This window comes from Enterococcus sp. FDAARGOS_375 (assembly GCF_002393265.1).
In the GTDB taxonomy this organism is placed as follows: domain Bacteria; phylum Bacillota; class Bacilli; order Lactobacillales; family Enterococcaceae; genus Enterococcus_D; species Enterococcus_D innesii.
In genome coordinates this window covers 249,097-276,056 of record NZ_CP023515.1, presented here as the reverse complement: position 1 = coordinate 276,056, position 26,960 = coordinate 249,097, and the positions used below count along the sequence as shown (strand labels likewise).

Below are 26,960 nucleotides of genomic sequence, written 5' to 3'. Positions count from 1 at the left end.
ACTTACGTTGATGAAAAAAACGTAAGTACTTCTTTTTTATAGAGAGTGTTTTAGTTTTCTTGCGCAAATTCGGCAGCTTTTGTTCCTGCTTGGCGTCCGAAGATGATGATATCGGCAACGGCATTACCGCCAATTCGGTTTTCACCATGCAACCCACCAGTTACTTCACCGGCTGCAAAAAGACCTGGAATGATCTCGTTATCCGTAGCGATCACTTCTGTGTTGGTGTTGATCTTCACGCCGCCCATCGTGTGGTGGATACCAGGAGCGATGGCAATGGCATAGTAAGGTCCTGTTGACAAATCGTTGTCCATTGCTGTGCTGCGTCCAAAGGCTTCGTCTTCACCAGCAGCTACACTGCTGTTCCACGTAGCGATCGTTTCAGCAAGCGCTGCTTCTGGCATGTCCAATTCTTTTGCTAATTCTTCGATCGTGTCAGCGGATTTGACTAACCCTTGTTGCTCGTAAAAATCAATGGCTGTCACGCGTTCTTTGACACCTGCATCAAAAACTAACGTTGCTGATTTTTCAGGTAGGGCAATGATCGCTTCAGAGACTTTGTCTCGTGTTTCCATTTCATTGAAGAACCGTTCGCCTTCTTGATTGACCAAGATCGCGCCTTCTCCACGGACAGCTTCAGTGATCAACAGTGATTTAGACTGATCCACTGTTGGGTGGATTTGGATTTGCTCTAAATCAACCGTTTGTCCACCTAATGCTTCGATCATTTTGATCCCATCACCAGTCGAACCCTCTTGGTTCGTTGTCACGTAGTCTGCCAATTCTGGTTTGTATTCGGTGATCATGTCGAAATTGGCACCGAAACCGCCTGTTGTAACGACAACTGCTTTGGCATCAATGGTTTGTTCGGTTCCTTCCACTTCAACCGTCACCCCGTTGACTTGGCCATCTTCTTCATTGATTTCTTTGACATCGGCATTCACAAAAATTGGGATTTCCAATTCATGGATGTTGCGCATCAAGCCATCAACTAAGTATTCCCCAACAGCGGAACCATCCGATGGACGGTGCGTTCTTTTTTCACTCATCCCGCCAGTCGTTGTTAAGTTGTCTAAAGTGATACCCATGGAATCTAACCAATCGATCGCTTCTGCTGAATGATCCACAAAGTAGCGCAACAATTCTTCATCATTGGTGTTGTGACCACCAGCTAATGTTTCTTCATAAAATAGATCGTTTGAATCTTCGATGCCTTCTGCTTCTTGGAATTTGGTTTCTGAAGCGTTCATTCCTGCAGAAGATTTCAATGTATTCCCACCAGAAATTGGCATTTTTTCTAAAATAACTGGGTTTGCGCCAGCTTCTTTTGCTTGGATCGCAGCGGCCATTCCAGCGCCACCTGCACCGACGATCACGACATCGTAGCTGTCTGCAAGTTCGCTAGGGTCTGTGTATTCTTGACCAGATGCAGCAGAAGTTGCATCTGTTTCTTCATTAGCAGATGAACCAGTACTTGAGCTGCTGCTTGTTTGTGAATCAGCGCCACAAGCACTCAAAGTTGCTAACGAGGTTAGGACTAATAGTGTTTGGAAAATTTTCTTCATTGTTTTTATTCCTCCTAAAACTTTTTCCAAATCAAAGACTAACATAGTTGTCATGTTATTTTTAGCTTTTGTTCGAAAAATCACATAATAATTAGAAAAGTTTAATTTATAAAGCGTTTTAGTCGAGATGAAAGGGTTTCTTGGTCATCATAAAAGAGAGTGAATTCGTGAATTTATGTAAATAGAAGAATTGTTGATTCTTTGATTTGTTTGGTATTAATCATAAAGGGAGAAAGCGAAGAGACTTTGATTCGCCTCTCTTCTGTTATTGAAAAAACGTACGTCACTGAGGTGCCGAGGAATGATCTCTTTTATTAAGAATAAATCAAATGCTTTGCGCTCAAAAGATAGAAAGAAATTGATGGCATCCGTGTTTGTGGGCACCAACTTTTACTCAATAAATAAAGATAGAATCTTAGTTTTCAAGAGTCATTGCCAAGAAACTGTGGTGTTTCTTAAAAAAATCAAGAGAACTGTCTTGCAAAACCAATCCTTTCTTGTATAATAAAAATAAGTTAGGTCTACCTAAAAAATAAATAAACTATCCTTAACTATGGAAATGGAGTGAAAATAATGATTACTTTTTCAGAAATATCCGCAGCCTATGATGGCGATCATCAAGTGATCTCGGATTTGTCGTTTCAAGTAGAAAAACCGTCGATCGTAGGGATCATTGGTCCAAATGGGGCAGGGAAGTCAACGCTGATCAAAGCGGCGTTGAAATTGATCCCTTCCAGTGGGAACATGAGTGTCGACAAAAAAGCGTTAAAAGACTTTCAAAAGGAAATTGCCTATGTCGAACAAAAGACCGCGGTTGATTATACGTTTCCGATCACAGTCAAAGAAGTCGTATCTTTAGGCTTGTATCCTAAGATGCGCATGTTCCAAAGGATGTCGGCAAACGATTGGCAGAAAGTGACAGCCGCTCTGGCAGCGGTAGAAATGGAATCCTTTGCGGAACGTCAGATTGGGGAATTGTCCGGCGGGCAGTTTCAGCGGGTCTTGATTGCTCGAACGTTGGTGCAAGATGCCAACTATATTTTCCTCGATGAGCCCTTTGTAGGGATCGATGCCACCAGTGAAGCGATCATCGTCGGCCTGTTGCGTAACTTGCGAGATGCTGGCAAGACGATTTTTATCGTTCACCATGATCTGGGGAAAATCACCGAATACTTTGATTACTTGGTTCTGCTCAATCAAACCCTGATCGCTGCGGGACCAGTCAGTGAAGTCTTTACCGAAAGCAATTTGAAGCAAACATTTGGCGATGCGATCATCGTGAAAGGAGGCGTTTAACATGTTGACAAGCTTTTTTACGAGTTTAAGTAACTATCATTTCTTGCAAAATGCCTTGATCACGGCAGTCGCGATCGGGATTGTGGCAGGGGTGATCGGTTGTTTTATTATCTTACGTGGGATGTCCTTGATGGGGGATGCAATCTCTCATGCGGTCTTACCAGGGGTAGCCTTGTCTTATATCTTCGGCGTTCATTTTTTTGTCGGGGCGATCTTCTTTGGGATCTTGGCTTCCATGATCATTACCTATATCGCCAATAACAGCCTGATCAAAAGCGATACGGCGATCGGTATCACCTTTAGTTCGTTTCTAGCTTTAGGGGTTATCTTGATTGGAGTAGCAAATAGTTCGACTGATTTGTTTCACATTTTGTTTGGGAATGTGCTAGCGGTGCAAGACAGCGACAAATGGCTGACGATCGCTATCGCTATCCTTGTGCTGGCAGTGATTATCCTCTTCTTCCGTCCACTGTTGATCACGTCTTTTGATCCGATGATGGCAAAGGCCTTTGGGATGAAAGTGCAAGCCTATCACTATTTATTGATGTTCTTATTGACTTTGGTTTCAGTGACAGCGATGCAAAGCGTCGGAACGATCTTGATCGTGGCTCTGTTAGTCACTCCAGCAGCAACGGCTTATCTTTATACAAAACAATTGAAGCGTATGATGGTCATCGCAGGGGTTTTAGGTGGTTTCGCCTCATTTATCGGCTTGTTTATCGGGTACAGCTTTAATATTGCCGCAGGATCAAGTATCGTTTTGACCGCAGGAGCCTTTTTCGTGATCGGTTTCTTGTTCTCACCAAAACAAAAGACCAGTCCAGTCAAACGCTGGTCAGCGACGGCGGTTTTAGCAACGGCAGCTGTAGCTGGTGGCTTCTTTTTGGCACAGCAAAACGGACAGATGGCCCAAACAGAAGGGAAACTTTCAGTAGTAGCGACCAATTCAATCATTGCTGATATTACGGAAAACATTGCCGGTGATCGAATCGATCTTCACAGTATCGTACCAGTGGGGCGTGATCCCCATGAATATGAACCTTTAGTGGAAGATGTTCGAAAAGCGACCGATGCCGATCTTATCCTTTACAACGGCTTGAATCTAGAAACTGGCGGCAATGGCTGGTTTACCAAATTGATGAACAATGCCAATAAGGTAGAAAATGAAGATTACTTTGCCGTCAGTGATGGCGTGGATGTGCTTTATCTTTCTGATGATGAAGACCACAGCAAAGCCGATCCTCATGCCTGGTTAAATCTAGAAAACGGTATGATCTATGCCCGAAACATTGCTCAACGCTTGAGCGAAAAGGACCCTGACAATCGCTCTTTCTATGAAGAAAACCTTGAACGCTACTTGGCTTCATTAGAAGAACTGGATCAGCAAGCGAAGGAAAACTTCCAATCGATTCCCGAAGAGAAGAAATTGATCGTCACCAGTGAGGGAGCCTTCAAATACTTCTCCAAAGCCTACGGTGTACCGTCTGCCTATATCTGGGAAATCAATACCGAAGAAGAAGGAACCCCTGCGCAAATCAAGAACTTAGTGGATCAGCTGCAAAACTCAGCCGTCGCTTCCTTGTTTGTCGAAAGCAGCGTCAATACTCGTCCGATGCAAAGTGTTTCTCGTGATGCAGGTATTCCGATATTCGGAACCGTCTTTACCGATTCGATTGCAGAACCGGGAGAAGAAGGCGACAGCTACTATAACATGATGAAGTGGAATCTCGATACGATTTATCAGGGCTTGAATCAATAATGCAAAAAACATCCTTAGCTCGTTCTGGCTAAGGATGTTTTTTCGTCGTATTTTTGTGCTGGAGAAAAGCAAAGAGATAAAATCCGCAGCCCATCAAAGCAGCAAGAAAAGCGATGACAGGAAAGTACAACCCCTGATCGTATACATAGGCTGTATAAGCGAAGAAGGCGATCAAAAACCAAAGCGTTCCCGAGATGAGCATTTTTTGGTTCCTCCTAATTGTTGAAAAGTGTTTATTTAGTATATTTTAACACGGTAGGCGCAAAAAGAAAATCAGCGAATCGAACGTTTGCTGAAACGAGTCGCTGATTTTTTCCCAATTGCACCGATGAACAGTTAAGAAACGTTCAATTGCTGTTGCGGTTCTAAATGGTAATAAAGGATCTCAGGTGGGACACCGAGTCGGGCGGGAATCTTGGTCATACCAACCCCGCTGGAAACACTTAATAAGGTCTCATTGCCTAAAAGGTAGAGCCCATCGGTATATTTCAACGCGCCCTTTGTTTTCGCATAATAAAAAGGCAAGCGAATCTGCCCGCCATGGCTATGGCCAGAAAGAATCAAGTCGTAGTTTGGCAGATTGGTGATCCGAGAAACATAATCGGGTTCATGGAGCAAAAGCAACTGCCATTCTGCTAAGGTTGCTTCATAGGTAAAACTGACTTTCGGACTTTCTATATCGATACCGACAATATTCATCGACGTTTTGTCATCAGAACCAAAAACCGACTCATTATCAAGTAAGGTAAACCCTGCATGCTGGTATATTTCCTTAACAAAGTAATGCCCGTCATTCAAATGGTCATGGTTCCCCATAACTGCGATCTTACCCAGAGGCGCTTGCAATTTTTTCAGCTTTTCGATCAGTCGCTTGGTTGAACGATGCGGCCATTTTTTATAATTATCGATCAGATCCCCCGTGATGATGATCAGATCCGGCTTGTTTTGGATCGTTGATCGAATGATGCGATTCATTCGCCGTGGTTTGTACCAACGAGAAAAATGAAGGTCGCTGATATGGGCGATCACGAGATTGCTTTCTGCTTGATAAAGATCGTAAGCCTTTGAAATATCTAAGACGGTGCGCTTGTCTTTTTTTATGAGGTAGTGCCGTTGTTTGAGAAGATGCGGTTCAATAATAAAGGAGTAAACTAGCAAGCCCGTAAGGAGGAATGCAATAAGAATGAGGGTGTACATGGCGTGGCTCCTTTTTTGATTTGCTAGTTTCTAGCATAGTAGATTCTTACAAAAAAAGCAATCATGCGAAAGCAAAAATAACAAAAAATATCCATCGTATTTCGTTTGTTTCTTCCATGAAAAAAAGATACAAAAGGGGCTGTAATAGCCGACTTTTGTATCCTAGATCGTAATTATTTGATTTTCACCAAACGTTTAAAGCGTGCTTTGTGTTTGACGGGGATCAAAGCCATGACACAATCATAAGGGACGGAGATGATCGCCCATGCGAGACTTTTACTTGAAGCAAAGGGATAGTTTTGCTTTAAGACAAAATGGCCACTGATCAAGGCAAAACCGATACTGCCGACCCACAGCCATTGCGGGTCCCAATTCGTAAAGTGTTGGAGGGCTGTGATGACAAAGGGATAGCCGTAAAAGTACAATGCAGTCAAAACGAAAGTGACGTTTTTGGTTAATTGACGCAGGGTCAGTAAGAAAAATAAGCCAGAAAGAACGATACCCAATGGAGGGAACAGACTAACTAAGAAGGAATACACGATGCCCCATACGATCATGCTAGGGCCTTTGACGAGAGCGGCTAAGACAAAGACAAAAAGTAGGAATAAGAGCTGTTGCGTAAAGCTTGCTGCTGTCAAAAGTCCGAAGAAACCAACCAATAACCAGTGAGAAAAAGTCGCTGTTTGATTCTTTTGTGGTGTCTGTTGCTGCAATTTTAGCCAGGTAGCAAAATTCGGGAAATCATGCTGGAAATTTCTCTGAAAATCGCTGTTGAATGCTTGATGGGCATTTTGCTGCCGATAGTAATGATATTGATGTTTTAACGTGCCTTTCGTGGCTGCTTTTTGGCCAGAAAAAAAGCGGCCGGGATCAATTTTTGATCGTTCCATATTTCCACCTCCATACGATTTCGTTACCCTCAGTATAGAGAAAATCAGCTTCGGCGTCCTCCAACTTTGGGCGGATTTTTTTGGCTTGCTGAAAGTTTTCTTAAACTGATGAAAAAAGCGAAGAGGATTCGTTTCTTAAACCGTCAAAATATGCTAGAGTATAGAAGGACTAAGGAGGAGATTTCATGATTTTTGATTCTCATACACATTTGAATGCAGAACAGTTTAACGAAGACATTCCCGAAACGGTCGCCCGCGCGCAAGAACTAGGAGTAACGGAGATGGCGGTCGTCGGTTTCGATCAGCCAACGATTGAAAAATCGTTAGCATTAAGCAAAGAATATCCTGGCATTTACAGTATTATCGGTTGGCATCCAACCGAAGCTGGTTCTTATACCCCACAAGTGGAAACCTATTTGCAAGAGCGCTTGGAACGACCAAAAGTCGTTGCCCTAGGTGAAATCGGTTTAGACTATCACTGGATGGAAGATCCGAAGGAAGTTCAAGAAAAGGTCTTTCGTCGGCAAATGGCGATCGCCCGTGAACATCAGCTGCCCATCAGTATTCATACCCGTGAAGCCTTAGAAGATACCTATGCGATTTTAAAGGATGAAAAAGTCCAAACGATCGGCGGCATCATGCACAGCTTTAGCGGGGACGGCGAATGGGCGAAAAAGTTCTTGGACCTAGGAATGTATATTTCCTTTAGTGGTGTCGTGACCTTCAAAAAGGCGACGGAGGTACAAGAAGCTGCGCAAGTCGTGCCACAAGATCGGCTGCTCGTTGAGACTGACGCGCCGTATTTAGCCCCTGTTCCTTATCGCGGCAAGCGCAATGAACCGGGCTATACTCATTATGTAGTGGATAAAATCGCGGAGCTGCGGCAAGAAGCGGTGGCTGATGTTGCGGCCTACACGACAAAAAATGCCCATCGCTTGTTTAGGATCAATGACTGATAAACCGAAAATCGAAGAAATCATTGTCGTCGAAGGCAAAGACGACACCCGTCGGTTGCAAGAAGTGTTCGATGTAGATACCATCGAGACGATCGGTTCGGCGATCGATGACACGATCCTTGATCAAATCGAGCACGCCCAAGAGACACGAGGGGTTATCGTGTTTACCGATCCCGATTTTTCGGGAGAAAAGATCCGCAAGATCATTATGGAAGTCGTTCCTGATGCCAAGCATGCCTTTTTACCGCGCAGCCAGGCAGCACCGAAAAGCAAGGGCAGTTTAGGCGTGGAACACGCCAGCCATGAAGCGTTGAAAGAAGCCTTGCGAAAAGTCGTAACCCCGATTGCTTCAAATGAAGTCAATGAGGGGACCATTGATCGGCAACAGTTGTTAGCGTATGGCTTGATCGCAGGTGCTGGAGCGAAAGAGAAACGAGAGCGGTTGGGGGATCTTTTACGCATCGGCTATACGAACGGCAAACAATTAGAGAAGCGGCTGGCAATGTTTCGTATCACCGATGCAGAGTTGGCAGAAGCAATGAAAATAGTGGAGGAAGAATTGTGAAGGAAGAACGGGATATAGCAACACCCTCAAGAACCAAAGAGATTTTAGCGAAACATGGCTTTACCTTTAAAAAAAGTTTAGGGCAAAACTTCTTAACAGAACCGAATATTTTACGGAAAATCGTAGAGACTGCAGGCATCGACGAGACGACAAACGTCATTGAGGTTGGTCCTGGAATCGGTGCGCTGACCGAACAGTTGGCAAAACGTGCCAAGCAAGTGTTGGCGTTTGAAATTGATGATCGGTTGATCCCAGTGTTAGCCGACACAATGCTGCCATATCAAAATGTGAAAATCATTCATCAAGATGTCTTGCAAGCAGATCTGGCAACGACCATTCAGTCAGCATTCAGCGATACGGCTGCTTCATTAAAAGTTGTCGCAAATTTGCCCTACTACATCACTACGCCAATTATGATGCACTTTTTAGAGTCTCAGGTAAAAGTAGATGAAATGGTCGTGATGATGCAAAAAGAAGTGGCAGATCGAATCTCAGCAGTTCCCGGGACTAAAGCCTATGGCTCGTTGTCGATCGCTGTGCAATACTACATGGAAGCAAAACTGGCATTCATCGTCCCGAAAACCGTTTTTGTGCCCCAACCGAATGTTGATTCGGCTATTTTGAAATTGACGCGTCGATCACAACCAGCAGTCGCAGTCACCGATGAAAAAGAGTTTTTCAAATTAACGAAAGCAGCCTTTCAGCTGCGTCGTAAAACCCTTTGGAACAATTTGCAAAATAGCTATGGAAAAGATGAAACAACCAAACAGTGGTTGGCAGACAGCTTAGAAGCAAGTGGGATCGATCCGAAACGACGTGGAGAAACGCTGTCGTTAGCGGAATTTGCCAAATTAAGCAATGAAATGCAAGCGCGTAAAGGATAACTTCAATAAAAACGGATGTTGAATAAACATTCGTTTTTTTGTGTCTTGACACCTCGTGGAAATACCAGTAGAATAAGCAAGACAGAACTGTCATGACACATTGAAGGAGAGAGTATAAATGAAAAATCATTCCATTCGCCATTTAACGATCGCTGCATTGTTGATCGGCATGGGGATCGTCATTCCCATGGTAATGCCCAAAATCGTCATCGGACCAGCATCTTTTACCTTAGCTAGCCATGTGCCCGTCTTTGTGGCGATGTTCTTTTCACCTGCGATGGCGATCGCGGTAGCTTTAGGAACGACCTTTGGCTTTTTCTTAACACTGCCACCAATCATTGCTTTACGGGCATTGTCCCATGTTGTTTTTGCCGTCATCGGTGCCTTTTATTTACAGAAGCACCCAGATATTTTACTGAAAAATGGCAAACCCTCTTTATTGAATATCAAATTTCAGAGCTTTAACTTGATTATCGGACTGATCCATTCTGCCGTAGAAATGGCAGTCGTTGCCGCCTTTTACTTCACAGGAAATGTACCAGGGACCGCATTCGATGGTAATTTCTACTATTTCTTGTTCGTTTTGATGGGGATCGGCGGTTTGATCCATAGCTTGATCGATTTCAATTTGGCTTATTTTGTTGCAGGTGCCTTAAGCAAACAATTTGATATTCGTTCGTTTTCAAAAGCAAAAGGACGCTTTATTCAGAAACAGAAGAAAGCGGCATAAGCGCCAGTTTGAATAGACCCGCTGCCTAAACGGGTCTATTTTTTTGTGTTTAGATTAAGAAAATACTCCTTCCTAAAAAGTTTATTATAGTGAAATAATAAACAGAAATAAGTTATAATATACAAGAGGAGGAAGTAGATGAAGAAGAAAAAGTTAAAACGGTTACTTTTAGGTATGTTCGTCTTGATGCTCTTCTTTCTGCTGATTTTTTATGACAGTAAGAACGGGCAGTCCCCCTTTGAAAAGATAGAGGATGAATTGACACTAGCACTTTCGGATGAAGAACAAACACCAGAGCCTGAATACAGTGAGGTTATTCAATTGGATGTTCCGTTAGAAAATCAATTCGATGAAGTGGCGTTAGGGAACGGCTGTGAGGTAACGGCTTTATCGATGCTCTTGAATTTTTACGGATTTGATACCAATAAAAATCAATTGGCGGAAGAATTAGCGTATGTCCCGCTTTATGAGGATTATTATCACCATGGAGATCCACGAGAAGGCTTTGTTGGAAACATCTATGGCGGCGATAGCGCGATGGGGGTTGACGTAGAACCGATCACCGATGTCGCCGAAAGGATTGTAAAAGAGCAATACGAAGTCATTAGTGGACGAGACAAAAGCTTTGATGAGATCGTCAAAGTACTACAATCTGGGAAACCAGTTTGGATGATTGCGACGTTAGAATTACAAGTACCTACCGATGCGGATTTCTTTCAATGGAATACCCAAAATGGCGAAATCCTTGTGACGGCATTGATCCATTCGGTGGTGATCACAGGCATCGATGGTGAGACGATGTATGTCAACGACCCTTATGGACATAAGGATCGTGAAGTCAGCAAAGAAGACTTAGCAGCGATCTATGAGAAAATGGGTCAGCAATACTTATATTTAGAAGAAATCTAAGAAAAACCCCTAACTTGCCGTTGACAGTAAATGAAAAAACAATTATAATTTTTTAAAATTAAACAAAGAAATCGATAACGTTGAAGAGAAGAGTAGCAGATCAGCAAAGGTACAGAGACTCCGGTTGGTGAAAAAGGAGACATGCGGTGATCAGTGAAGATGAGCTCTGAGTTTTTTTGTTGGTTCACGCCAGCAAAACGGCATGCGCCCGTTACAGCGCCAAGTATCATAGTGTACTGTTGAGGTGTTATTTGTGAGAATAGCACGAATTAGGGTGGTAACGCGCATCAAGTCGTCCCTTTTATCCGTAAGGATAAAAGGGCGGCTTTTTTTGTTTTTCACAGCTGAAACTATTCGCCTTCTCTTCAACAAGAAATTTAACTGTAAGGAGTTGAAGCAATGCCGATCATTATTCCCAAAGAACTACCCGCTGCAGCGGTCCTGCAAAAAGAAAATGTCTTTGCCTTACTGCAGCATAAAGCGGCGAAACAAGAGATTCGTCCCTTGAAGATCGCAATCGTCAATTTAATGCCGAAAAAGATCGCCACAGAAAATCAATTGCTGCGCCTGCTTTCCCAAAGTCCGCTGCAAATTGAAGTAACTTTATTGAAAATGAAGTACCACGAAAGTAAAAACACGTCTGTCGATCACATGGAAAAGTTCTATCAAGAATTCTCAGTGATCCAGTCCCAACGATTCGACGGCTTGATCATCACTGGTGCCCCTGTTGAAAAAATGGCCTTTGAAGCCATTGATTATTGGCAAGAACTGCAAGAGATCATGGATTGGAGCCAGACGAATTGCACTTCAGTCCTGCATATTTGTTGGGGGGCACAAGCTGGTCTTTATTACCATTATGGTATCGACAAAGTGTTGTACCCAAGCAAATTGTTCGGTGTCTTCGAACAAGCAGTCACGCATTTTCATCCGCTCGTTCGTGGTTTTGACGACGTCTTTTATACGCCCCATTCGCGCTATACTGGCATCGATGAAGGCCAGCTCGCCCAGGCGCCTTTAGAAATCTTGGCAGCGGGTGTTGAAACAGGGCCTTCCATCTTCGTATCAGAAGATCATAAAAATGCCTTCTTGCTAGGGCATTTTGAATACCACACAACGACCTTGAATGAAGAGTACTTGCGAGACATGGAACGGGGCTTAGCTACCGCATTGCCTAAAAATTACTTTGCCTATGACCGTTTAGGCGGAAAGATTACCAACCGTTGGCGGGGGCATGCCTCTTTGTTTTTCAGCAATTGGATCAATGAAACCTATTTGCGAACGCCGTATGACCTGTCCGTCACGCCGACGAAAGAAGGTTACCGAATTGGCAGTGAGCCAGAAGGTCGGGTGAGTATCAATGACGATTGAGCATTTTCTCTCCCACTATGCTAGACAGCGAAAAGGCACTGATTCTTTAAAATGGGATCTTGTGGATCAACGGTTCCAAGGAGAAAAGCTTTTGCCTTTATGGGTAGCTGATATGGATTTTGCTGCACCAAAGGCAGTGGAAGAAGCCTTGCAGCAACTGGTTGCTCAAGGAACCTTTGGCTATGCGATTCCCCCCTCAGGCTATTTTTTAGCCTATCAAGCTTGGCAAGATCGCCACTGGGGGACGAAATTCGAAGAAAAATGGCTCTCGTTTTCCACAGGGGTCGTCCAATCTTTGGTTGATTTGCTTCATTGTTTCACAGAACCAGACGATGGCATCTTGATCCAGCCGCCCGTCTATTATCCCTTTTTTGACAGCATCAAAGAGACGAAAAGGCGCTTGATAGAAGCACCCTTGCAAAAGGTAGGGAATTTTTATCAAATCAATTTTGCTACTTTTGAAGCCAAAATCATTGAAGAAAAAGTGAAACTATTTATTCTCTGCTCCCCCCACAATCCAGTAGGGCGGGTCTGGCAAGAGAAAGAACTGCATCAATTATTGGCCATTTGCCAAAAACATGAGGTTGTCGTGATCGCCGACGAGATCCATCGTGAGCTGATACTCGGTGAGCAGCAATTTGTTTCAGCCGTGACAGTGGCACAGGGGGTCGGCTTTGAGAAGCTGATCGTTCTGGATTCGCCCTCAAAAACTTTCAACTTAGCAGGATTATTGCTCTCTCATGTTTGGATTCCTGATTTAGAGATGCGCAGAGCCTATCAGGCTTGGTGTCGACAATACAAGCAGACGGAAGTCAATCATTTGGGATTGGTGGCTGCGAAAGCCGCGTATGAATCGGGGGATCAATGGCTAGCGGACCTGCTTTTGGTGATTGCTGCCAATGAACAAATGGTCCGCCAGCAACTGCAAGCAGCATTTCCCAAAATTGAGCTCCTGCCATTAGAAGGAACCTATCTTCTCTGGGTGGATCTGCGGCAAGTCATTGCCAAAGAACGAACCAAGCACGTGATCCAAGATACTGCCGGTCTGGCAGTCGACTATGGGGAATGGTTTTCACAAGACGGTCAGGGCTTGATTCGTCTGAATCTTGCGACAACACCGACGATCATTCAAGAAGCCCTTGATCGCATGATCGAGGCAATCAAAAAGGAGGAACGACATGACGATTGATACAGCAACTTTTCTGGCACAATTAGGCAATCATTCGGATCAGCAAACTGGGGCGATCAGCCCACCGATCTATCTTTCCACGACCTTTGCTCATCCTGCGTTAGGGCAAAGTACAGGCTATGATTATACCCGTACCAAAAACCCGACCCGTGATATCTTAGAAGCAGGTCTTGCTGAATTAGAAAAAGGAGATCGGGCAGTAGTGACCAGCTCTGGCATGAGTGCGATCGCTTTGATTTTTGACTTATTTACCAGCGGGAGTCGCTTTTTGGTTTCTCGTGATTTGTATGGCGGCAGCTTTCGCTATTTTGCGGAATTGGAAAAAAGCCAACGGGCATTCTTCGATACCTTCAGCACTGTAACAGAATTAAGTGAAAAACTAACTGACGAGGTAACGGCTGTCTTTTTAGAGACCCCAACGAATCCTTTGATGACCGTGACGGATATTGCTGAAACCGCCAAGCTTGCTCACGACCATGGGGCGCTACTGATCGTAGACAATACCTTTTTGACGCCGTTACGGCAGTTGCCCTTAGAAGAAGGCGCGGATCTAGTGATCCATTCAGGCACCAAGTTCTTATCAGGTCACAATGATATTTTGGCTGGCGTCGTCATCGCCAAAGATGCGCAAGTAGGGGAGCGCTTGAATTATTTAGCCAATACTTCAGGCCCGACCTTGAGCAGCTTTGATACGTGGTTATTCATCCGAAGTTTAAAGACGCTGCCGTTGCGCTTTGAACGGCAAGAAGCCAACGCCAAGGAAGTTGGCCGCTTTTTACGAGCCCATCCGGCGATCAAAGAGGTGCTGTACCCAAATGCAGGGGCGATGATCAGTATTCGGGTGCTTGATGAAACCAAAATCAGCGGCTTCTTAGCGGCATTAAAGGTCTTTACCTTTGCGGAAAGCCTGGGTGGTGTGGAAAGTCTCATCACGTATCCAACGACACAGACCCACGCAGATATTCCTCAAGAGGTACGAGAATCTTATGGATTGACGCCGGATCTTTTACGGATCTCCATTGGGATCGAAAGCAGTAAAGATTTGATCGATGACTTAGAAAATGCACTGAAGATATTCAAATAACCCAACCACAGATCAGCTAGCGAAAAACTTACTTTTGTAGAGTAATTTTATTGACAGTTTTAGTTGTATAGGATAAAGTTACACTACATATGAATAGTGAGTCCGATGTTTTCGGTTGACGGCAACAGGGATTAACCATTTCTCCTTTGAAAAAGTAGGTTGTTTTGAGAAACAGAGGGGAAATTGGTCTAGTTGGGCCATTCGACAAGGAAATAGGACGATTGATCTGAGGAGGGAACAAAAGGGGAAAAAAGGGATGAAAAGAAATGTAGTAAATGTGTTGACGACAGTAGTGATTGGGCTGCTTGCCTTGTTTAGCTTGGCTGCCTGTGGCACCAACCAAGCGGATGAAGAAACGACCGTCGTCAAATTAGGTGTCGTTGGCGAACAAAATGAAGCCTGGGAACATGTGCAGGAAGAATTGAAGGAAAACGAAAATATCGACTTGCAACTGGTGAAGTTCACCGATTATCGCCAACCAATCGTCGCACTAGAGGATGGGTCAATCGATCTTCACGCAGCATTGACGGAAATTTTTATGGATAATGTCAACGAAGAAAGTGGTTATTCCAACACGACGATTGCGTATACGACATTAAACCCACTTGGTATTTATTCCGATAAAATCACTGATGTCAGCGAATTGGCAGATGGTGCTACGGTGGCTTTACCCAATGATGTGTCAAATGAAAGCCGCGCACTATTACTCTTACAAACGGCCGGTTTGATCACTTTGGATGAATCAAAAGGGTTACTGCCAACAACCAGTGATGTCACTGAGAATCTCAAAGCCTTGAAATTTGAGCTGCTTGATTCCAATCAAACGGCTCGGGCAATGACCGATGTCGACATCTCTTTGATCAACAACGGCATGGCAGTCGATGCTGGCTTGGTTCCTACAGAAGATGCGATTTTCTTAGAACCTGTGGCTGACTCCTCCACGCCCTATTATAATGTCATTGCTGCGCGAGCAGACGAAGCAGAAAATGATGTGTACCAAACGGTCGTAGCGTATTATCAGACCGATGAAGTAAAAGCAATTATTGACGAAGTTACCAAGAAATCAAGTATCCCTGTTTGGGAATAAAAAGCAAAAAATCTACTATAATTATATAGGAATAGGAAGTAGGATGGAAAAATGATCAATTGGAAAAAAGGTTTAGCAAGTGTTGCCGTCGTCGGACTAGGATTCGTTCTAGCAGCTTGCGGTGGATCAAATACAGAGGAAACGGCAACCAGCAGTGCAGCTGGTGCTGGCGATGATGCAACATTCACTTATGCCATCAGCGGGGACCCATCGTCCACCAACCCGATCAACACCAGTGATCGCTGGGGCTTGACAGTGACAAACATGATCTATTCTCCACTCGTTACAGTGGAAGCAGATGGAACAACACAAAATGCGTTAGCAGAATCAGTGGAACCGGCGGAAGACGGCCTTTCATTGACCGTGCATTTGAAACAAGATGTCAAATGGTCAGATGGCGAAGATTTTACTGCCGATGACGTTGTTTTCACGTATGAACAAAAAGTCAAAAAAGAAAACGGCAATGCCGATTCGCTTTGGGTCGACGACCAGCCGATCGCGATCGAAAAAGTGGATGAATACACCGTGAAATTTGTGTTGCCAACACCGAGTGCAGCAGCAATCAGCAATATCGCAACCGAAACATACATCATTCCAGAGCACATCTTTAAAGATGTTAGCGACTTTTCGGTCAGTGAACTGCCTGAAAAACCAGTTGGTACGGGTCCATATCAATTGAAAGAATACAAACGTGGTGAGTACTTTACTTTTGAAGCCAATGAAAACTATTATGGCGGCAAGCCTTCGATTCAAAACGTGACCTTGCGGATCATTGAAAGTACTGATACGGCCAAAGTTGCTTTGCAAAAAGGGGAAGTTGACGCAGCCGTTGTTTTGCCTTCAGATATCGAAGACTTAGATGATACGCAAATTTCTGTTTATCCCTATACAGAAAACCGCATCGGATACTTAGGATTAAATACTCATTCAGATGCATTACAAGATGTGAAGGTCCGTCAAGCAGTCTTGTATGCTTTGAACAAAGATGAATTAAATCAAGCAGCGTATTTAGATGAAGACTATTATGCAACACCGTATTCATTCTTACCACCGAACAATCCATACGTCACCGAAGATGTCGAGAAATATGAAACAAATGCTGAAAAAGCAAAAGAGCTTTTACAAGAAGCAGGTGTCACTGATTTGTCATTGAACTTGGCGTTCAACTCAACTGACCCAGCTCAAACGATCCAAGCTACGTTGATCCAACAACAATTGCAACAAGCAGGCATTACAGTTACCCTTGAAGGGGGCGATGGTACTGCGATCTTCACTGAGTTGAAAAAACCTGATTCAACGAAATACAACCTGTTCCTTGGCGGGTATATCATGGGGAATGACCCTGACTTATACGGCAGTTTATTCGAAACTGGCGGCAGTGCCAACTACTTCCAAAGCAATAGCGAAACCATTGACAATTTGTTTGCGCAAGCAGCAGTTGAATTGGACACAGACAAGCGTGAAGCATTGTACGATGATCTGCAAAAAGCCATTGCTGACGAAGCGATCATTTACCCAATCGTTGACAACAAGAAAATCTTAGCGGTCAATAACCGAATTGGTAATGTAGAAGATGCAGGCTTGATCCCAATCTATACATTCGAAGATATGTCTAAATTGACAATCAAGTAAATCCATTGGCTGTGATAAAGAGGAATCTTTTTTATCACAGCTTTTTTCTATGAAAAAGAAAGAAGGTCAATTATGTTTCGATATATTGCAAAACGAGTATTGCAAGCAATCCCTTTGCTATTTGTGATCTCTTTTATCGTATTTTCACTAATACATATCGCCCCGTATGATGTGATCGATTCCATCACGACACCGAATATGTCACAAGAGCAAATCGATCTGTTGCGGCAGCGCTATGGCTTGGATCAACCCTTTTTGGTTCAATATTTTCTTTGGATCAGAAATGTTCTTACTGGTAATCTTGGCTTTTCGTTGGTTTCTCAAAGCAGCATTTCACAAGAACTTGCGACTCGGATCCCGAATACGATTCGGCTAGTGATCCCTGCATATTTGACGGCTTTATTGCTGGCGATCATTTTGGGTCTGTTAGCCGCTGCCAACAAAGGAAAGATTTGGGATCGGATCATTGACGCTGTGGCATCTCTAGGGATCGCCGTGCCGACCTTCTGGTTTGCGATGATCTTGATTTATGTATTTGGTTACTTATTGAATATGTTCCCAATCATTGGCATGTATACAGTCGGCAAAGAAGGGGATTTTGGCGATTTTCTGCAGCACTTTATTTTGCCTTATATCACATTGACTGTCGCCTTCTTCCCAGATTTGACAAGGTATATTCGGGCATCAGCGACTCAGCAAGTATCAGAAGACTACGTGATGGTGCAACGGGCATTTCATGCCAGCAAATGGCAGATTTTCAGCCGTCACATCAGTCGCAATATTTTGATTCCCGTTGTCACACAAATCGGCTTGGCGTTACCGATGTTAGTTACCGGTGCGATCATCACAGAAACGATCTACGGCTGGCCGGGCGTCGGACCTTACTTGATGAGTGCAACGAAAAGCCTCGATTATCCTGTGATCATGGCGATCATGCTGCTGTCAGCAACACTGGTCATCTTAGGGAATTTGTTAGCGGATGTATTATATTCTGTGGTTGATCCACGTATCCGTAAAGGGGGGAGCAAGTAATGAAACGTTTCAAAAAAATCAGTGAAGTCATGCTTGCTTCGCCCATCTATACTTTTTCTGTCGTTTTCTTGACGTTATTGATCGTGTTATCGCTCGTTGCGCCTTTGATCCCGATCGATCCCAATGCAACGGATGTCAGCAACATGTCACAGCCACCGAGCTGGGCTCATTTGTTTGGGACTGATGAAGTGGGGCGGGATTACTTTATTCGGGTCGTCTACGGCGGTCGGGTGTCCTTGTTTGTAGGTGTGTTGGCAATGATCACTGCGACGTTTATCGGGACCCTTGTCGGTCTTGTTTCTGGCTACTTTGGCGGATGGATCGATAACTTGCTGATGCGGCTCGTCGATGTGTTGTCATCAATTCCTTGGCTGGTGTTAGTGATCGTTTTGAGCGTCTTTTTACGTCCTGGACTAACCACGATCATTATTGTGATCGGCGGGTTTTCATGGATGAACATCGCTCGTTTGATTCGTGGTGAAACGTTAGCAGCGAAAGAACGGGAGTATGTTGCTTACGGGAAATTTATCGGTCGTTCTTCATTCAGTATTATCGTGAAGCATGTTTTCCCAGCAGTACTGCCAACCTTGATCGTTGCGGCATCCGCAAGTATTTCTGGAGCGATCATGACCGAATCAGCGTTGAGCTTCCTCGGATTAGGCATTCAGCAGCCGATGGCTTCGTGGGGCAGTCTGTTGCAAAATGCGCAAAACAGCTTGCAGCGGGCACCATACATGGCGATCCTTCCAGGGCTCTTTGTTATTTTCACCATCTATTCCTTCAACAACATCGGCGACATGATCAAACATGTCTTGCAAAGGGAGGTGTGACCGATGAAGACAGAATTATTAGCGATCGAAGCGTTGAATGTGACGTTTCACAGCAAAACCGGTCCGAAACCGTTAGTCAAAAAGCTGGATCTAGTGATTCCAAAAGGCAAAGTGGTTGGGATCGTCGGCGAATCTGGTAGTGGCAAAAGTATGACCATGAAAAGTGTCATGGATCTTTTGCCTGATAAGGTGACCGATCACTATGCCAGTTATACATTTGAAGGAGCAGCAGTGACCGATCGTCGAACATTACCGATCGCCATGATTTTTCAAGACCCGATGACTTCGTTGAATCCTTTGCGTACGATTGGCTATCATTTGATCGAAGTGATTCGCCGCACACAAAAAGTATCGAAAAAAGCAGCTCAAGAAATCGCCGTCAAAGAGTTAGAAAAAGTCGGCATACCTTTTCCAGCACAACGTATGAAACAATATCCCCACGAGCTATCAGGGGGGATGCGTCAGCGGGTGATGATCGCCATGGCTTTATTGGCGCAACCGAAATTGCTGATCGCAGATGAACCGACGACGGCTTTAGATGTGACGATCCAAGCACAGATTTTGGCCTTGATCAAAAACCTGCAAAGAGAGAACCAGCTTTCCGTTGTCCTTGTGACCCATGACTTTGGGGTCGTTGCAGGAATGTGCGACTTTATTAAAGTGATGTATCAAGGCCGAGTCGTGGAAGAAGGCACCACGGAAGAGATCTTTTATCAACCTGCGCATCCTTATACGAAACAATTATTGCAAGCGGCACATTTAGGCGACAAGCATGCCGAATTAAAAGTCTTTGACTATCATGAGACATTGGCAGATGAGTTGCAAGAAACGCAGTTATCTAAGACCCATCGCGTTTGGTGCAATCAGGAGGTGACAGAATAATGGAAGAACTGATTCGCGTAGAACATGCGACGAAAACCTTTCGCAGCAAAAACTGGCGCGGCACTGTCAGTGAAGTCCGAGCGGTCGAAGATGTCAGTCTAACGATCCATCAGGGCGAGACATTGGGGCTAGTAGGGGAATCTGGGAGTGGGAAAACCACTTTAGGACGCAGTATTTTAAATTTAGAGACCTTAACAAGTGGGGAGATTTTCTTCGAAGGCAAAGAGCTAACAGCATTGACGGAAGAAGATCGCAAAGCAGCGTATCAGCAAATGCAGATCATTTTCCAAGATCCGTATTCATCATTGAATCCCCGCATGACGGCACTTGAACTGGTTATGGAGCCGTTGTATCATGAAACGAAAGATGCTGCCCGAGCGAAAGCCAAAGAAATCTTAGCGATCGTCGGGATCACGGGTGATGATGTCCATAAACTGCCCCGCAGTTTCAGCGGCGGACAAAGGCAACGGATCGGCATCGCTCGTGCGGTGGTCAATCGCCCGGCATTCGTCTTGTGTGATGAACCGACTTCGGCATTAGATGTCTCCATTCAGGCTCAGATCATCCAATTGCTGCTGCGTCTGCAAAAAGAGTTTTCGTTGTCTTATTTGTTCATTTCCCATGACTTGTCCGTGATTCGTCATATCAGTGACCGAACAGCCGTCATGTATCAAGGGAAATTAGTTGAATTGGCACCTACCGACCGTTTGTTTGACAATCCGCTGCATCCTTACACGAAGAAATTATTAGCAGCAGCGCCGATCGCTGATCCTGTGTTAGCAAGAGGTGCGATGGAACAAACGGAGATTCAAAGCACGATTACTTTGACACCATTGTATGAATGGGTCGAAGTTGAACCAGATCATTTTGTGAGGAGAGAAAAACGATGACAGTAGAAACATTGACGATCCATCAAGGAAGCGACAAATTTGAAATGACGACCCCAACTGGCAATTGGGTATTAGCACGGGAAAAAGGCTATTCGCCAGTCCAAATGCTGGTGAGTGCGGTCGCTGCTTGCGGCGGCTATGTATACGCATCCGTCCTAGAGAATTCAAAAATCACAGCAGAAATCGAAAAGATCGAAGTCAGCTATGACCGGGACGACAACAAAAAAGCCCAACCAGTCAGTGCCATCCAAATTCAGTTTTATGCGAAAATCGCTGAAGCCGACCATGACAAAGCGACTCGTTGCCTAAAACTCGTTTCACCAAATTGCCCCGTGATCCAATCATTAGATCCTGCGATCGAAGTGACGGAAACAGTGACGTTTATTTAATCGAAAAAGACTTTGTGTGCCTGAAACCAATAGGCGTACAAAGTCTTTTTTTGATCAATAAATAATATTCTCCCGAATAAAGTCGATATCTGTCACTAATAGTTTGCGATCGACACTTTTTAGGGCGCCAGATTCTCGTAATTTTTGCATCATTCGATTGACACTGCTGGCAGAGGTAATGCCGCAAAAGCGAGCGATCTCCTCATTGGTGACTTCAAAGTCAATCAAGACACCATCTGTTGTCTGGATTCCGAACGTTTCATACAGCTCATTGATTTGGGTACAGACAGCACCAAATTTGCCGTTCATCAGCATTTGCTGCATCTTTTTCATCGTATCCATCAAGTTTCTTCGATAATACTCTTTGACATAATCCTGCAGCAGGCGATCACGATTGACATCTGCCCAAAATTGATCCCGCACGATTTTGTATAATTCAGCTTCTTCTGATTCAACCCGCACATTAAAAGGGGCTTCGACTTCTTGAGAGGATTCGTCTTTAAACAAAGAGACGATCTCAAAATCCGTCAAATAGCGCAAGTTGAATTCGCGCCCTTCATGGGTCACTACGCTAGTTTTGATGATGCCTTTTTTTAAAATATAGACGTAGCGATCCGGGATGCCTTCATATGTCAAGTAACTCTTTTTCTTACGGATAACGACCGGTATTGCTTGTTTTTCTAAATAATCACGTAATATCTGTTTCTCCACCCACGTTACTCCTTCACTTCATGCCAACCCAACATTTTCTGAAAAAAATCTGAAATTTCCTCTATTCATGCTTCATTAAAAGACATTTCTGGTGAAAAAGCAATAACAAATGTTAATGTTTCTTGTTAATGCTCTTTTTTAACAGCAAAAGCGCATTTCAAGCAGAGGAAGTTTCGGTATAGTAAAACGCATCACAGCACAAACAGGAGGAATGGAAGAAACATGTCAGATAGGGAAACCAATCAAGAAGGAGTCGTCAGCTCGTTGCCGTCAACTAAAAATGAAAAACTATGGAACAAAGGGTTTATCACGATTACCTTGATCAATTTTATCGTCTTTCTCGTGTATTATTGTTTTGTCGTCATCACCGCGAAATTTGCCACGCAGGAGTTAGGGGCATCCACTGCACAAGCTGGCTTGGCAGCGGGGATCTACATTATCGGGACCTTGATCGCTCGCTTGTATGTTGGGAAAATTTTAGAATTAGTTGGTCGTAAAGCCGTTTTGCGCTGGGGGATATTGTTTTATGTCATTACCACCGCTGCTTATTTGGTCTCAGTCAACATTTATATTTTAGATGCGGTGCGCTTTTTCAATGGCTTTGCTTATGGTGCCGTCTCGACTGCGGCTAATGCGATCGTCACCGCTTATATCCCAGATTCCAAACATGGCGAAGGGATCAATTACTATGGATTAAGTACTAGTTTAGCAGCGGCGGTCGGACCTTTTATTGGTATGCTATTACTACCGACGGTCGGCTTTGATTTCATTATTTGGTTAGCAACTATTTTATCGATCGCAACAGCCATCGCTTGTTTCTGGTTCCCAGTCAAAAACATCCCATTGACGGAAGAACACAAAGCACAGCTGCAAAAATGGTCCGTCAAAAGTTTTGTCGAACCAAAAGTTTTTTTCATTTCTGGGATTGCCTTTTTGATCGGGTTGGCTTATTCCAGCGTTCTCGGCTTCTTATCGATCTACGCCAGTGACCTTGGGTTGGAAACGGCCGGTGCCTTTTTCTTCATCGTCTATGCACTTTCTGTGACCTTCACACGGCCAATGACTGGCAAACTGTTTGACCGTCATGGCGCAGATGCGGTCATGTATCCTAGCTTTCTATTCTTGACCCTGGGTCTTTTCTTATTGAGTATTACTGGCAACAGCTGGATGTTGTTGCTTGCGGGTTGCTTTGTCGGCTTGGGCTATGGCACCTTCATGTCCAATGGCCAAGCCGTCTGTCTGAAAGAAGTCGATCCTCACCGTGTCGGCGTAGCGCTCTCCACTTATTTCATCGGGCTGGATCTCGGCTTAGGCGTAGGTCCCTATGCACTAGGAAGCTTACACGGTCTGTTTGATTATTCGCAAATCTACATCTTATGCGGACTGATCCCAGTCGTCGTTCTTATTTTATACAAATTGTTTTATAAAACGAAACGCGCAGTTGCCGCCGTTGGTACGATGAAGCAGCCAATCAACGAAGAAGACTAACCTCAACCATTACAAAAAGGAGTGTTTCACCATGGATAACAATCAATTGATTATTGAAGCATTGAACAAATTAGTAACGAATATCAACGAATTGAATGAAGAAATGCATGCCATGAAAGAGGTCACCGCAACAATGACCCATGAACAGCTTGCTATCGATCATCAATTACGCGACATCAAATCGGTATTGATCAATGACAATCTGATTGGGTAAATTGTCATAAGGCTTGAAAGGAAACAAGAAACAGGAATGAGCGCTTTTTTTTGAGAATGTTTCCTGCTCACCTACTGGTGGTAGAAAGATTCACATGAGAAAAGCGTTTTTTTGATGCACAAAAAAAGAAAAGCGAACATTGGCAGATTTTGTACAAGAAAATAAGCAAGAAAAATTGTAGCAGTCCGCGCTTGTATGCTATAGTGTGTCTGGGTAGCAATACCTAAAAAAAATCAGAGTAGGAAATAAAGCGTTAAGTGCTGAAAGGATGGGATGTTGCCTTTCGGACGAAGAACGATCATTCGTTCGCGGTTTTATTTTCGCATTCGCTGCATGAATTTGTAGCAACTCTAAAAGGAGATGCTCGCTATGAAAAGAAAAGTCGATGCACACATGATTGCGGTCATGGGACTTTTGATTGCCTTAATGGTCGTCTTGTCGCAAATCTTGGGGTTTGAAACCTCCTATATCAAAATCACATTTTCCTTTGTACCACAGCTGATCATGGGTATGCTGTTTGGTCCGTTTTGGACAGCAGTTGGCTCCTCATTAGCCGATATCGCAGGAATGGTGATTTTTCCAAAATCAGCCTACTTTTTCGGCTTTACCATCAATGCCTTCGTTGGTGGACTGATTTATGGCTACTTCTTTTATCGGAAAGAAGTTACATTAAAACGAGCGGCGATGGTCGTCTTGTTAAATACACTTTTAATAACCTTGATCTTAACACCGATCTGGTTAGCTATGATGCTGAATATTCCTTTGACAAGCTGGGCGATCTGGTCGGTCCGCTTGCTAAAAGCAGTCATCATGTTCCCGATACAAACTGCGTTGATTTACATCGTAGGGCGTGCGGTACCATACAAACGGCTGATCCGACGGTTCGTTTAACGAGTAAAAAAGAACGATAACATCCATTGAAGTGAATCATCTGCGAATATTTCGTCAGTGGTTCACTTTTTTCTTTCTAAGGATTGGCTTAATCATTCTCAATAACTTGTTTAGAGGGGAAGGGGAACCTATGAATAAAAAAGGACTCGCTATGGGACTGTTTCTTTTCTTGGTCTTAGCAGCAATGGGAGGGATGAAGTGGATGATAGAACAGCAAAAACAGCAAACTGAAGAGCCAGCCATGATCCAGCAAAGCAGCTTGAGGGACGAAACACAGGAAGAAAGCAGGGAAAGTCAGGAAACCACCTCAGTTTCCACGTCAACTTCTGTTTCAACTTCCACGCAAGAACAGCCAGAAGAGGCAATAGCAGAAAAAATCGCCACGATGAGTTTAGAGGAAAAGGTCGGGCAATTGTTTTTTGTGCGTGTGCCAGAAAGCAATCAAATCGAAGAGCTTCAAAAGTATCACTTTGGTGGCTATCTGTTATTCGGCCGTGATACCGAAAATGAAACGGCGGAGCGCTTGAAACAGAAAATTTCAGATTACCAAGCAGCCAGCGCCATTCCGCTGTTGATCGGTATGGATGAAGAAGGGGGCACAGTGACTCGCATCAGCCGCAATCCGAACCTTACGGATCAGCGTTTTCTCTCACCACAACAGCTGTATGCCCAAGGTGGATGGTCAGCGATCGAAGAAGATACAGCAACGAAAGCGGAAATTTTAAAAGCTTATGGCATCAATGCTGGGCTGTTTCCCGTTGCCGATGTTTCCACTGATCCGCAGTCCTTTATCTACGACCGAACCATTGGCATGGATGCGCAGGGCACGAGTGCGTTTGTAGAACGTGTGGTTCATGTTTTACAGAAACACCACGTTGGGTCTACCTTGAAGCATTTTCCTGGCTATGGCAACAATCGTGACTCGCATGTCGAAATCGTCACCGATGACCGCCCGCTATCTGCACTGCGGGAAACGGATTTTCTGCCTTTTGCCGCAGGGATCAAAGCTGGTGCCGATAGTATTTTGGTCGCCCATACGATCGTCAATAGTATCGATAAGACCGTACCCGCCTCTATGTCAAAACCCGTGCATGAGCTGCTGCGAAATGAATTGCATTTTAAAGGGGTCATCATGACGGATGACTTGGATATGGCAGGACTTTCTGAGTTCATTCCGCAAAAAGAAGCCGCATTACAGGCGTTGCAGGCGGGAAATGATCTAGTGATCTCCTCTACCTATCAAGAACAGATTCCTTTTGTGGTACAAGCGGTTGAAGATGGCCGCTATTTAGAAGCTGATTTGAATGCTTCCGTCAAACGGGTCTTGCTCTGGAAAGAAGCATTGCATTTACTTTAAGAAAAAAATAAACCTGCTGTTTCCTCTGTGTAAGAGAGTCGTTCTCTTACTGAGAGGAAGCAGCAGGTTTTTTTAAATACTCTGAGCCAGTGCCTCTAATTCTTTGGCAAAGGCTTCTTGCCCAATAAAACGCAGATAATCCAGTGCTTTTTCAATCGTTGCCATTCCTAGCGCACGATCTCCTTGAAACAAGGCGTAGATGCCTTCGAAATAACGAATCATCAAGCGGATACGATCATTGTCCGGCGGCAGGTGATCGGCTAGATACGTCAGCACATGCGCCAACTCGGCAGGTTTTTTGCGATCGATAAACAAGAAAGCCGCATTCGTCAGCAATTTTGTGTAGATTTGATAATTGATACTTAACGCATTGCTGTAAAAAATTTTTTTATTCAGGTGTTTCATTTGATACAAGATGTACTCGTCAGAAAAGAGGAAGAGCAGATTGGTAAATAAGGAGATTTCAAATTTTCCCCACGTGTCGATGCGTTCCAAGTATTTCTTGATGGTCGCTTCGATGATGCGCCGTTCTTCCTCGTCGGTAACCACGCCTTTTTTCTCTAAAATCAAAAAGAATTGACTATACAGTACATAATAGAAGAAATCCTTCGTGGTTTTATACAGTGCTTGGGCTTTGTTGATCAAAGAGAGGACTTCAGAATACTTGCTTTCATAGTAAGCGGTGGTCAACTGTTTGGATAGCTGCTTTTTCTCGCTGACTTGATTGTCATCCAAGCGATACTCAAATTCCTCCAAAGTGACATTTAAACGGTCCAAATACTGGTGCAAAATATCAAAGGCGATGCGGTGCCCTTTTTGTTCAAAGGTTGCCAGTGTACTGCGTTCTGAAATGTTCTCAACCAATTTTCGCTGTGAGATATTTCGTTCCGTTCGTAACTCTTTTAACAAGTCATTGGCCTTCAAAAAATCCCTCCTAAAAAAAGTGGACGGAAAAATAGTCCAAATATGTTACAGCTTTATTTTGCGGGTAAACTTGAAGAAAGTCAATTAAAGGAGGAGAAATGGATGTTTGATTTTTTTAGTTTTCCCTGGGAAGTTGTAGAACTAATGGCTAACGTTTTTTCTTTCTTCAAATAATCGATCCTTTGTGATTGGTTAGCAATTGATTTTTTAACAGGAAAAAAGTATAAGTGGTTTCACGTAA

At 44.0% G+C, this 26,960-nt stretch carries 27 protein-coding genes and 1 riboswitch; of the genes, 21 read left to right on the top strand and 6 right to left on the bottom strand.

What is annotated here, in order from left to right; all coding sequences use genetic code 11:
- Positions 1 to 50 precede the first annotated feature (50 nt).
- On the bottom strand, positions 51 to 1,565 hold the full coding sequence (locus tag CO692_RS02295; protein WP_010747793.1) for a flavocytochrome c: 1,515 nt from the start codon (positions 1,563 to 1,565) through the stop codon (positions 51 to 53).
- 573 nt (positions 1,566 to 2,138) lie between these two features.
- Here CO692_RS02295 and CO692_RS02285 point away from each other — a divergent pair.
- Both CO692_RS02285 and CO692_RS18075 read left to right on the top strand, forming a co-directional pair.
- Positions 2,139 to 2,861, top strand: a complete 723-nt coding sequence (locus CO692_RS02285; protein WP_060791832.1) for a metal ABC transporter ATP-binding protein — start codon at positions 2,139 to 2,141, stop codon at positions 2,859 to 2,861.
- A gap of 1 nt (position 2,862) precedes the next feature.
- A complete protein-coding gene (locus tag CO692_RS18075; RefSeq protein ID WP_096741421.1) occupies positions 2,863 to 4,620 on the top strand; it encodes a metal ABC transporter permease subunit in 1,758 nt (585 codons plus the stop codon).
- A gap of 28 nt (positions 4,621 to 4,648) precedes the next feature.
- Here CO692_RS18075 and CO692_RS17630 read toward each other — a convergent pair whose 3' ends face one another.
- The 3 genes from CO692_RS17630 to CO692_RS02270 all read right to left on the bottom strand — a co-directional run bounded on the left by CO692_RS17630 (position 4,649) and on the right by CO692_RS02270 (position 6,707).
- A complete protein-coding gene (locus CO692_RS17630; RefSeq protein WP_185932315.1) occupies positions 4,649 to 4,822 on the bottom strand; it encodes a hypothetical protein in 174 nt (57 codons plus the stop codon).
- 134 nt (positions 4,823 to 4,956) lie between these two features.
- Positions 4,957 to 5,817, bottom strand: a complete 861-nt coding sequence (locus CO692_RS02275) for a metallophosphoesterase (RefSeq protein ID WP_015509322.1) — start codon at positions 5,815 to 5,817, stop codon at positions 4,957 to 4,959.
- 173 nt (positions 5,818 to 5,990) lie between these two features.
- On the bottom strand, positions 5,991 to 6,707 hold the full coding sequence (locus tag CO692_RS02270) for a hypothetical protein (RefSeq protein ID WP_096741420.1): 717 nt from the start codon (positions 6,705 to 6,707) through the stop codon (positions 5,991 to 5,993).
- Positions 6,708 to 6,892: 185 nt separating this feature from the next.
- Here CO692_RS02270 and CO692_RS02265 point away from each other — a divergent pair, with 185 nt between their 5' ends.
- The 15 genes from CO692_RS02265 (at position 6,893) to CO692_RS02195 (ending at position 21,134) form a co-directional block, all read left to right on the top strand.
- Positions 6,893 to 7,663 carry a TatD family hydrolase gene (locus CO692_RS02265; RefSeq protein WP_074932156.1) on the top strand — a complete coding sequence of 257 codons (771 nt, stop codon included), beginning with the start codon at positions 6,893 to 6,895 and terminating at the stop codon, positions 7,661 to 7,663.
- Complete coding sequence (gene rnmV, locus CO692_RS02260; RefSeq protein ID WP_081116602.1) at positions 7,656 to 8,228, top strand: ribonuclease M5; 573 nt, start codon at positions 7,656 to 7,658, stop codon at positions 8,226 to 8,228. The genes CO692_RS02265 and rnmV overlap by 8 nt, the downstream gene beginning before the upstream one ends.
- A complete protein-coding gene (rsmA, locus tag CO692_RS02255; protein WP_081116603.1) occupies positions 8,225 to 9,112 on the top strand; it encodes a 16S rRNA (adenine(1518)-N(6)/adenine(1519)-N(6))-dimethyltransferase RsmA in 888 nt (295 codons plus the stop codon). Before rnmV ends, rsmA begins: the two co-directional genes overlap by 4 nt.
- 118 nt (positions 9,113 to 9,230) lie before the next feature.
- A complete protein-coding gene (locus CO692_RS02250) occupies positions 9,231 to 9,842 on the top strand; it encodes a hypothetical protein (RefSeq protein WP_005225537.1) in 612 nt (203 codons plus the stop codon).
- 138 nt (positions 9,843 to 9,980) lie between these two features.
- The gene (locus CO692_RS02245; RefSeq protein ID WP_081116604.1) at positions 9,981 to 10,751 is read left to right on the top strand and encodes a C39 family peptidase; all 771 of its coding nucleotides are present in this window, start codon (positions 9,981 to 9,983) and stop codon (positions 10,749 to 10,751) included.
- 399 nt (positions 10,752 to 11,150) lie between these two features.
- Positions 11,151 to 12,119, top strand: a complete 969-nt coding sequence (locus tag CO692_RS02240) for a homoserine O-succinyltransferase (protein WP_010747802.1) — start codon at positions 11,151 to 11,153, stop codon at positions 12,117 to 12,119.
- Positions 12,109 to 13,308, top strand: a complete 1,200-nt coding sequence (locus tag CO692_RS02235; RefSeq protein WP_096741419.1) for a MalY/PatB family protein — start codon at positions 12,109 to 12,111, stop codon at positions 13,306 to 13,308. The genes CO692_RS02240 and CO692_RS02235 overlap by 11 nt, the downstream gene beginning before the upstream one ends.
- The gene (locus CO692_RS02230) at positions 13,298 to 14,392 is read left to right on the top strand and encodes an aminotransferase class I/II-fold pyridoxal phosphate-dependent enzyme (protein ID WP_096741418.1); all 1,095 of its coding nucleotides are present in this window, start codon (positions 13,298 to 13,300) and stop codon (positions 14,390 to 14,392) included. The genes CO692_RS02235 and CO692_RS02230 overlap by 11 nt, the downstream gene beginning before the upstream one ends.
- A gap of 256 nt (positions 14,393 to 14,648) precedes the next feature.
- Entirely contained in the window at positions 14,649 to 15,479 is an 831-nt protein-coding gene (locus tag CO692_RS02225; RefSeq protein WP_096741417.1) for a MetQ/NlpA family ABC transporter substrate-binding protein, read from the top strand.
- A gap of 51 nt (positions 15,480 to 15,530) precedes the next feature.
- On the top strand, positions 15,531 to 17,111 hold the full coding sequence (locus tag CO692_RS02220; RefSeq protein ID WP_081116608.1) for an ABC transporter substrate-binding protein: 1,581 nt from the start codon (positions 15,531 to 15,533) through the stop codon (positions 17,109 to 17,111).
- A gap of 72 nt (positions 17,112 to 17,183) precedes the next feature.
- Positions 17,184 to 18,143, top strand: a complete 960-nt coding sequence (locus CO692_RS02215) for an ABC transporter permease (protein ID WP_096741416.1) — start codon at positions 17,184 to 17,186, stop codon at positions 18,141 to 18,143.
- Complete coding sequence (locus CO692_RS02210) at positions 18,143 to 18,973, top strand: ABC transporter permease (protein ID WP_010747808.1); 831 nt, start codon at positions 18,143 to 18,145, stop codon at positions 18,971 to 18,973. The genes CO692_RS02215 and CO692_RS02210 overlap by 1 nt, the downstream gene beginning before the upstream one ends.
- 3 nt (positions 18,974 to 18,976) lie before the next feature.
- Positions 18,977 to 19,855: an ABC transporter ATP-binding protein gene (locus CO692_RS02205; RefSeq protein ID WP_096741415.1), complete on the top strand. Its 879-nt coding sequence runs from the start codon at positions 18,977 to 18,979 to the stop codon at positions 19,853 to 19,855.
- Positions 19,855 to 20,745 (top strand): ATP-binding cassette domain-containing protein, encoded by an 891-nt coding sequence (locus CO692_RS02200; protein ID WP_096741414.1) that lies wholly within the window; start codon positions 19,855 to 19,857, stop codon positions 20,743 to 20,745. Before CO692_RS02205 ends, CO692_RS02200 begins: the two co-directional genes overlap by 1 nt.
- Entirely contained in the window at positions 20,742 to 21,134 is a 393-nt protein-coding gene (locus tag CO692_RS02195) for an OsmC family protein (RefSeq protein WP_015509333.1), read from the top strand. The genes CO692_RS02200 and CO692_RS02195 overlap by 4 nt, the downstream gene beginning before the upstream one ends.
- A gap of 54 nt (positions 21,135 to 21,188) precedes the next feature.
- Here the strand turns inward: CO692_RS02195 and CO692_RS02190 are convergent, their stop codons facing one another.
- Positions 21,189 to 21,845 (bottom strand): Crp/Fnr family transcriptional regulator, encoded by a 657-nt coding sequence (locus tag CO692_RS02190; protein ID WP_008378905.1) that lies wholly within the window; start codon positions 21,843 to 21,845, stop codon positions 21,189 to 21,191.
- 222 nt (positions 21,846 to 22,067) lie between these two features.
- On the opposite strand from CO692_RS02190, the gene CO692_RS02185 reads away from it, so the two are divergent.
- The 4 genes from CO692_RS02185 to CO692_RS02170 all read left to right on the top strand — a co-directional run bounded on the left by CO692_RS02185 (position 22,068) and on the right by CO692_RS02170 (position 25,795).
- The gene (locus CO692_RS02185; protein WP_096741413.1) at positions 22,068 to 23,333 is read left to right on the top strand and encodes an MFS transporter; all 1,266 of its coding nucleotides are present in this window, start codon (positions 22,068 to 22,070) and stop codon (positions 23,331 to 23,333) included.
- Positions 23,334 to 23,364: 31 nt separating this feature from the next.
- Entirely contained in the window at positions 23,365 to 23,547 is a 183-nt protein-coding gene (locus CO692_RS02180) for a hypothetical protein (RefSeq protein ID WP_005225550.1), read from the top strand.
- Positions 23,548 to 23,779: 232 nt separating this feature from the next.
- Positions 23,780 to 23,881: riboswitch (THF riboswitch) on the top strand.
- A 26-nt stretch (positions 23,882 to 23,907) separates the two neighbouring features.
- Positions 23,908 to 24,438 carry a folate family ECF transporter S component gene (locus CO692_RS02175; protein WP_005225551.1) on the top strand — a complete coding sequence of 177 codons (531 nt, stop codon included), beginning with the start codon at positions 23,908 to 23,910 and terminating at the stop codon, positions 24,436 to 24,438.
- Positions 24,439 to 24,568: 130 nt separating this feature from the next.
- Positions 24,569 to 25,795, top strand: a complete 1,227-nt coding sequence (locus tag CO692_RS02170; RefSeq protein ID WP_096741412.1) for a glycoside hydrolase family 3 protein — start codon at positions 24,569 to 24,571, stop codon at positions 25,793 to 25,795.
- Positions 25,796 to 25,867: 72 nt separating this feature from the next.
- Here the strand turns inward: CO692_RS02170 and CO692_RS02165 are convergent, their stop codons facing one another.
- Positions 25,868 to 26,719: an Rgg/GadR/MutR family transcriptional regulator gene (locus CO692_RS02165; RefSeq protein ID WP_096741411.1), complete on the bottom strand. Its 852-nt coding sequence runs from the start codon at positions 26,717 to 26,719 to the stop codon at positions 25,868 to 25,870.
- Between the last annotated feature and the right edge of the window lie 241 nt (positions 26,720 to 26,960).

Coding starts and splice junctions, on each gene's coding strand:
- CO692_RS02240 (WP_010747802.1), top strand. CDS start 11,151: ATGCCGATCATTATTCCCAAAGAACTACCCGCTGCAGCGGTCCTGCAA.
- CO692_RS02270 (WP_096741420.1), bottom strand. CDS start 6,707: ATGGAACGATCAAAAATTGATCCCGGCCGCTTTTTTTCTGGCCAAAAA.
- CO692_RS02250 (WP_005225537.1), top strand. CDS start 9,231: ATGAAAAATCATTCCATTCGCCATTTAACGATCGCTGCATTGTTGATC.
- CO692_RS02230 (WP_096741418.1), top strand. CDS start 13,298: ATGACGATTGATACAGCAACTTTTCTGGCACAATTAGGCAATCATTCG.
- CO692_RS02170 (WP_096741412.1), top strand. CDS start 24,569: ATGAATAAAAAAGGACTCGCTATGGGACTGTTTCTTTTCTTGGTCTTA.
- CO692_RS18075 (WP_096741421.1), top strand. CDS start 2,863: ATGTTGACAAGCTTTTTTACGAGTTTAAGTAACTATCATTTCTTGCAA.
- CO692_RS02265 (WP_074932156.1), top strand. CDS start 6,893: ATGATTTTTGATTCTCATACACATTTGAATGCAGAACAGTTTAACGAA.
- CO692_RS02215 (WP_096741416.1), top strand. CDS start 17,184: ATGTTTCGATATATTGCAAAACGAGTATTGCAAGCAATCCCTTTGCTA.
- CO692_RS02180 (WP_005225550.1), top strand. CDS start 23,365: ATGGATAACAATCAATTGATTATTGAAGCATTGAACAAATTAGTAACG.
- CO692_RS02285 (WP_060791832.1), top strand. CDS start 2,139: ATGATTACTTTTTCAGAAATATCCGCAGCCTATGATGGCGATCATCAA.
- CO692_RS02205 (WP_096741415.1), top strand. CDS start 18,977: ATGAAGACAGAATTATTAGCGATCGAAGCGTTGAATGTGACGTTTCAC.
- CO692_RS02185 (WP_096741413.1), top strand. CDS start 22,068: ATGTCAGATAGGGAAACCAATCAAGAAGGAGTCGTCAGCTCGTTGCCG.
- rnmV (WP_081116602.1), top strand. CDS start 7,656: ATGACTGATAAACCGAAAATCGAAGAAATCATTGTCGTCGAAGGCAAA.
- CO692_RS02220 (WP_081116608.1), top strand. CDS start 15,531: ATGATCAATTGGAAAAAAGGTTTAGCAAGTGTTGCCGTCGTCGGACTA.
- CO692_RS02235 (WP_096741419.1), top strand. CDS start 12,109: ATGACGATTGAGCATTTTCTCTCCCACTATGCTAGACAGCGAAAAGGC.
- CO692_RS02245 (WP_081116604.1), top strand. CDS start 9,981: ATGAAGAAGAAAAAGTTAAAACGGTTACTTTTAGGTATGTTCGTCTTG.
- CO692_RS02275 (WP_015509322.1), bottom strand. CDS start 5,817: ATGTACACCCTCATTCTTATTGCATTCCTCCTTACGGGCTTGCTAGTT.
- CO692_RS02295 (WP_010747793.1), bottom strand. CDS start 1,565: ATGAAGAAAATTTTCCAAACACTATTAGTCCTAACCTCGTTAGCAACT.
- CO692_RS02225 (WP_096741417.1), top strand. CDS start 14,649: ATGAAAAGAAATGTAGTAAATGTGTTGACGACAGTAGTGATTGGGCTG.
- CO692_RS02200 (WP_096741414.1), top strand. CDS start 19,855: ATGGAAGAACTGATTCGCGTAGAACATGCGACGAAAACCTTTCGCAGC.
- CO692_RS17630 (WP_185932315.1), bottom strand. CDS start 4,822: ATGCTCATCTCGGGAACGCTTTGGTTTTTGATCGCCTTCTTCGCTTAT.
- CO692_RS02175 (WP_005225551.1), top strand. CDS start 23,908: ATGCTCGCTATGAAAAGAAAAGTCGATGCACACATGATTGCGGTCATG.
- CO692_RS02195 (WP_015509333.1), top strand. CDS start 20,742: ATGACAGTAGAAACATTGACGATCCATCAAGGAAGCGACAAATTTGAA.
- CO692_RS02210 (WP_010747808.1), top strand. CDS start 18,143: ATGAAACGTTTCAAAAAAATCAGTGAAGTCATGCTTGCTTCGCCCATC.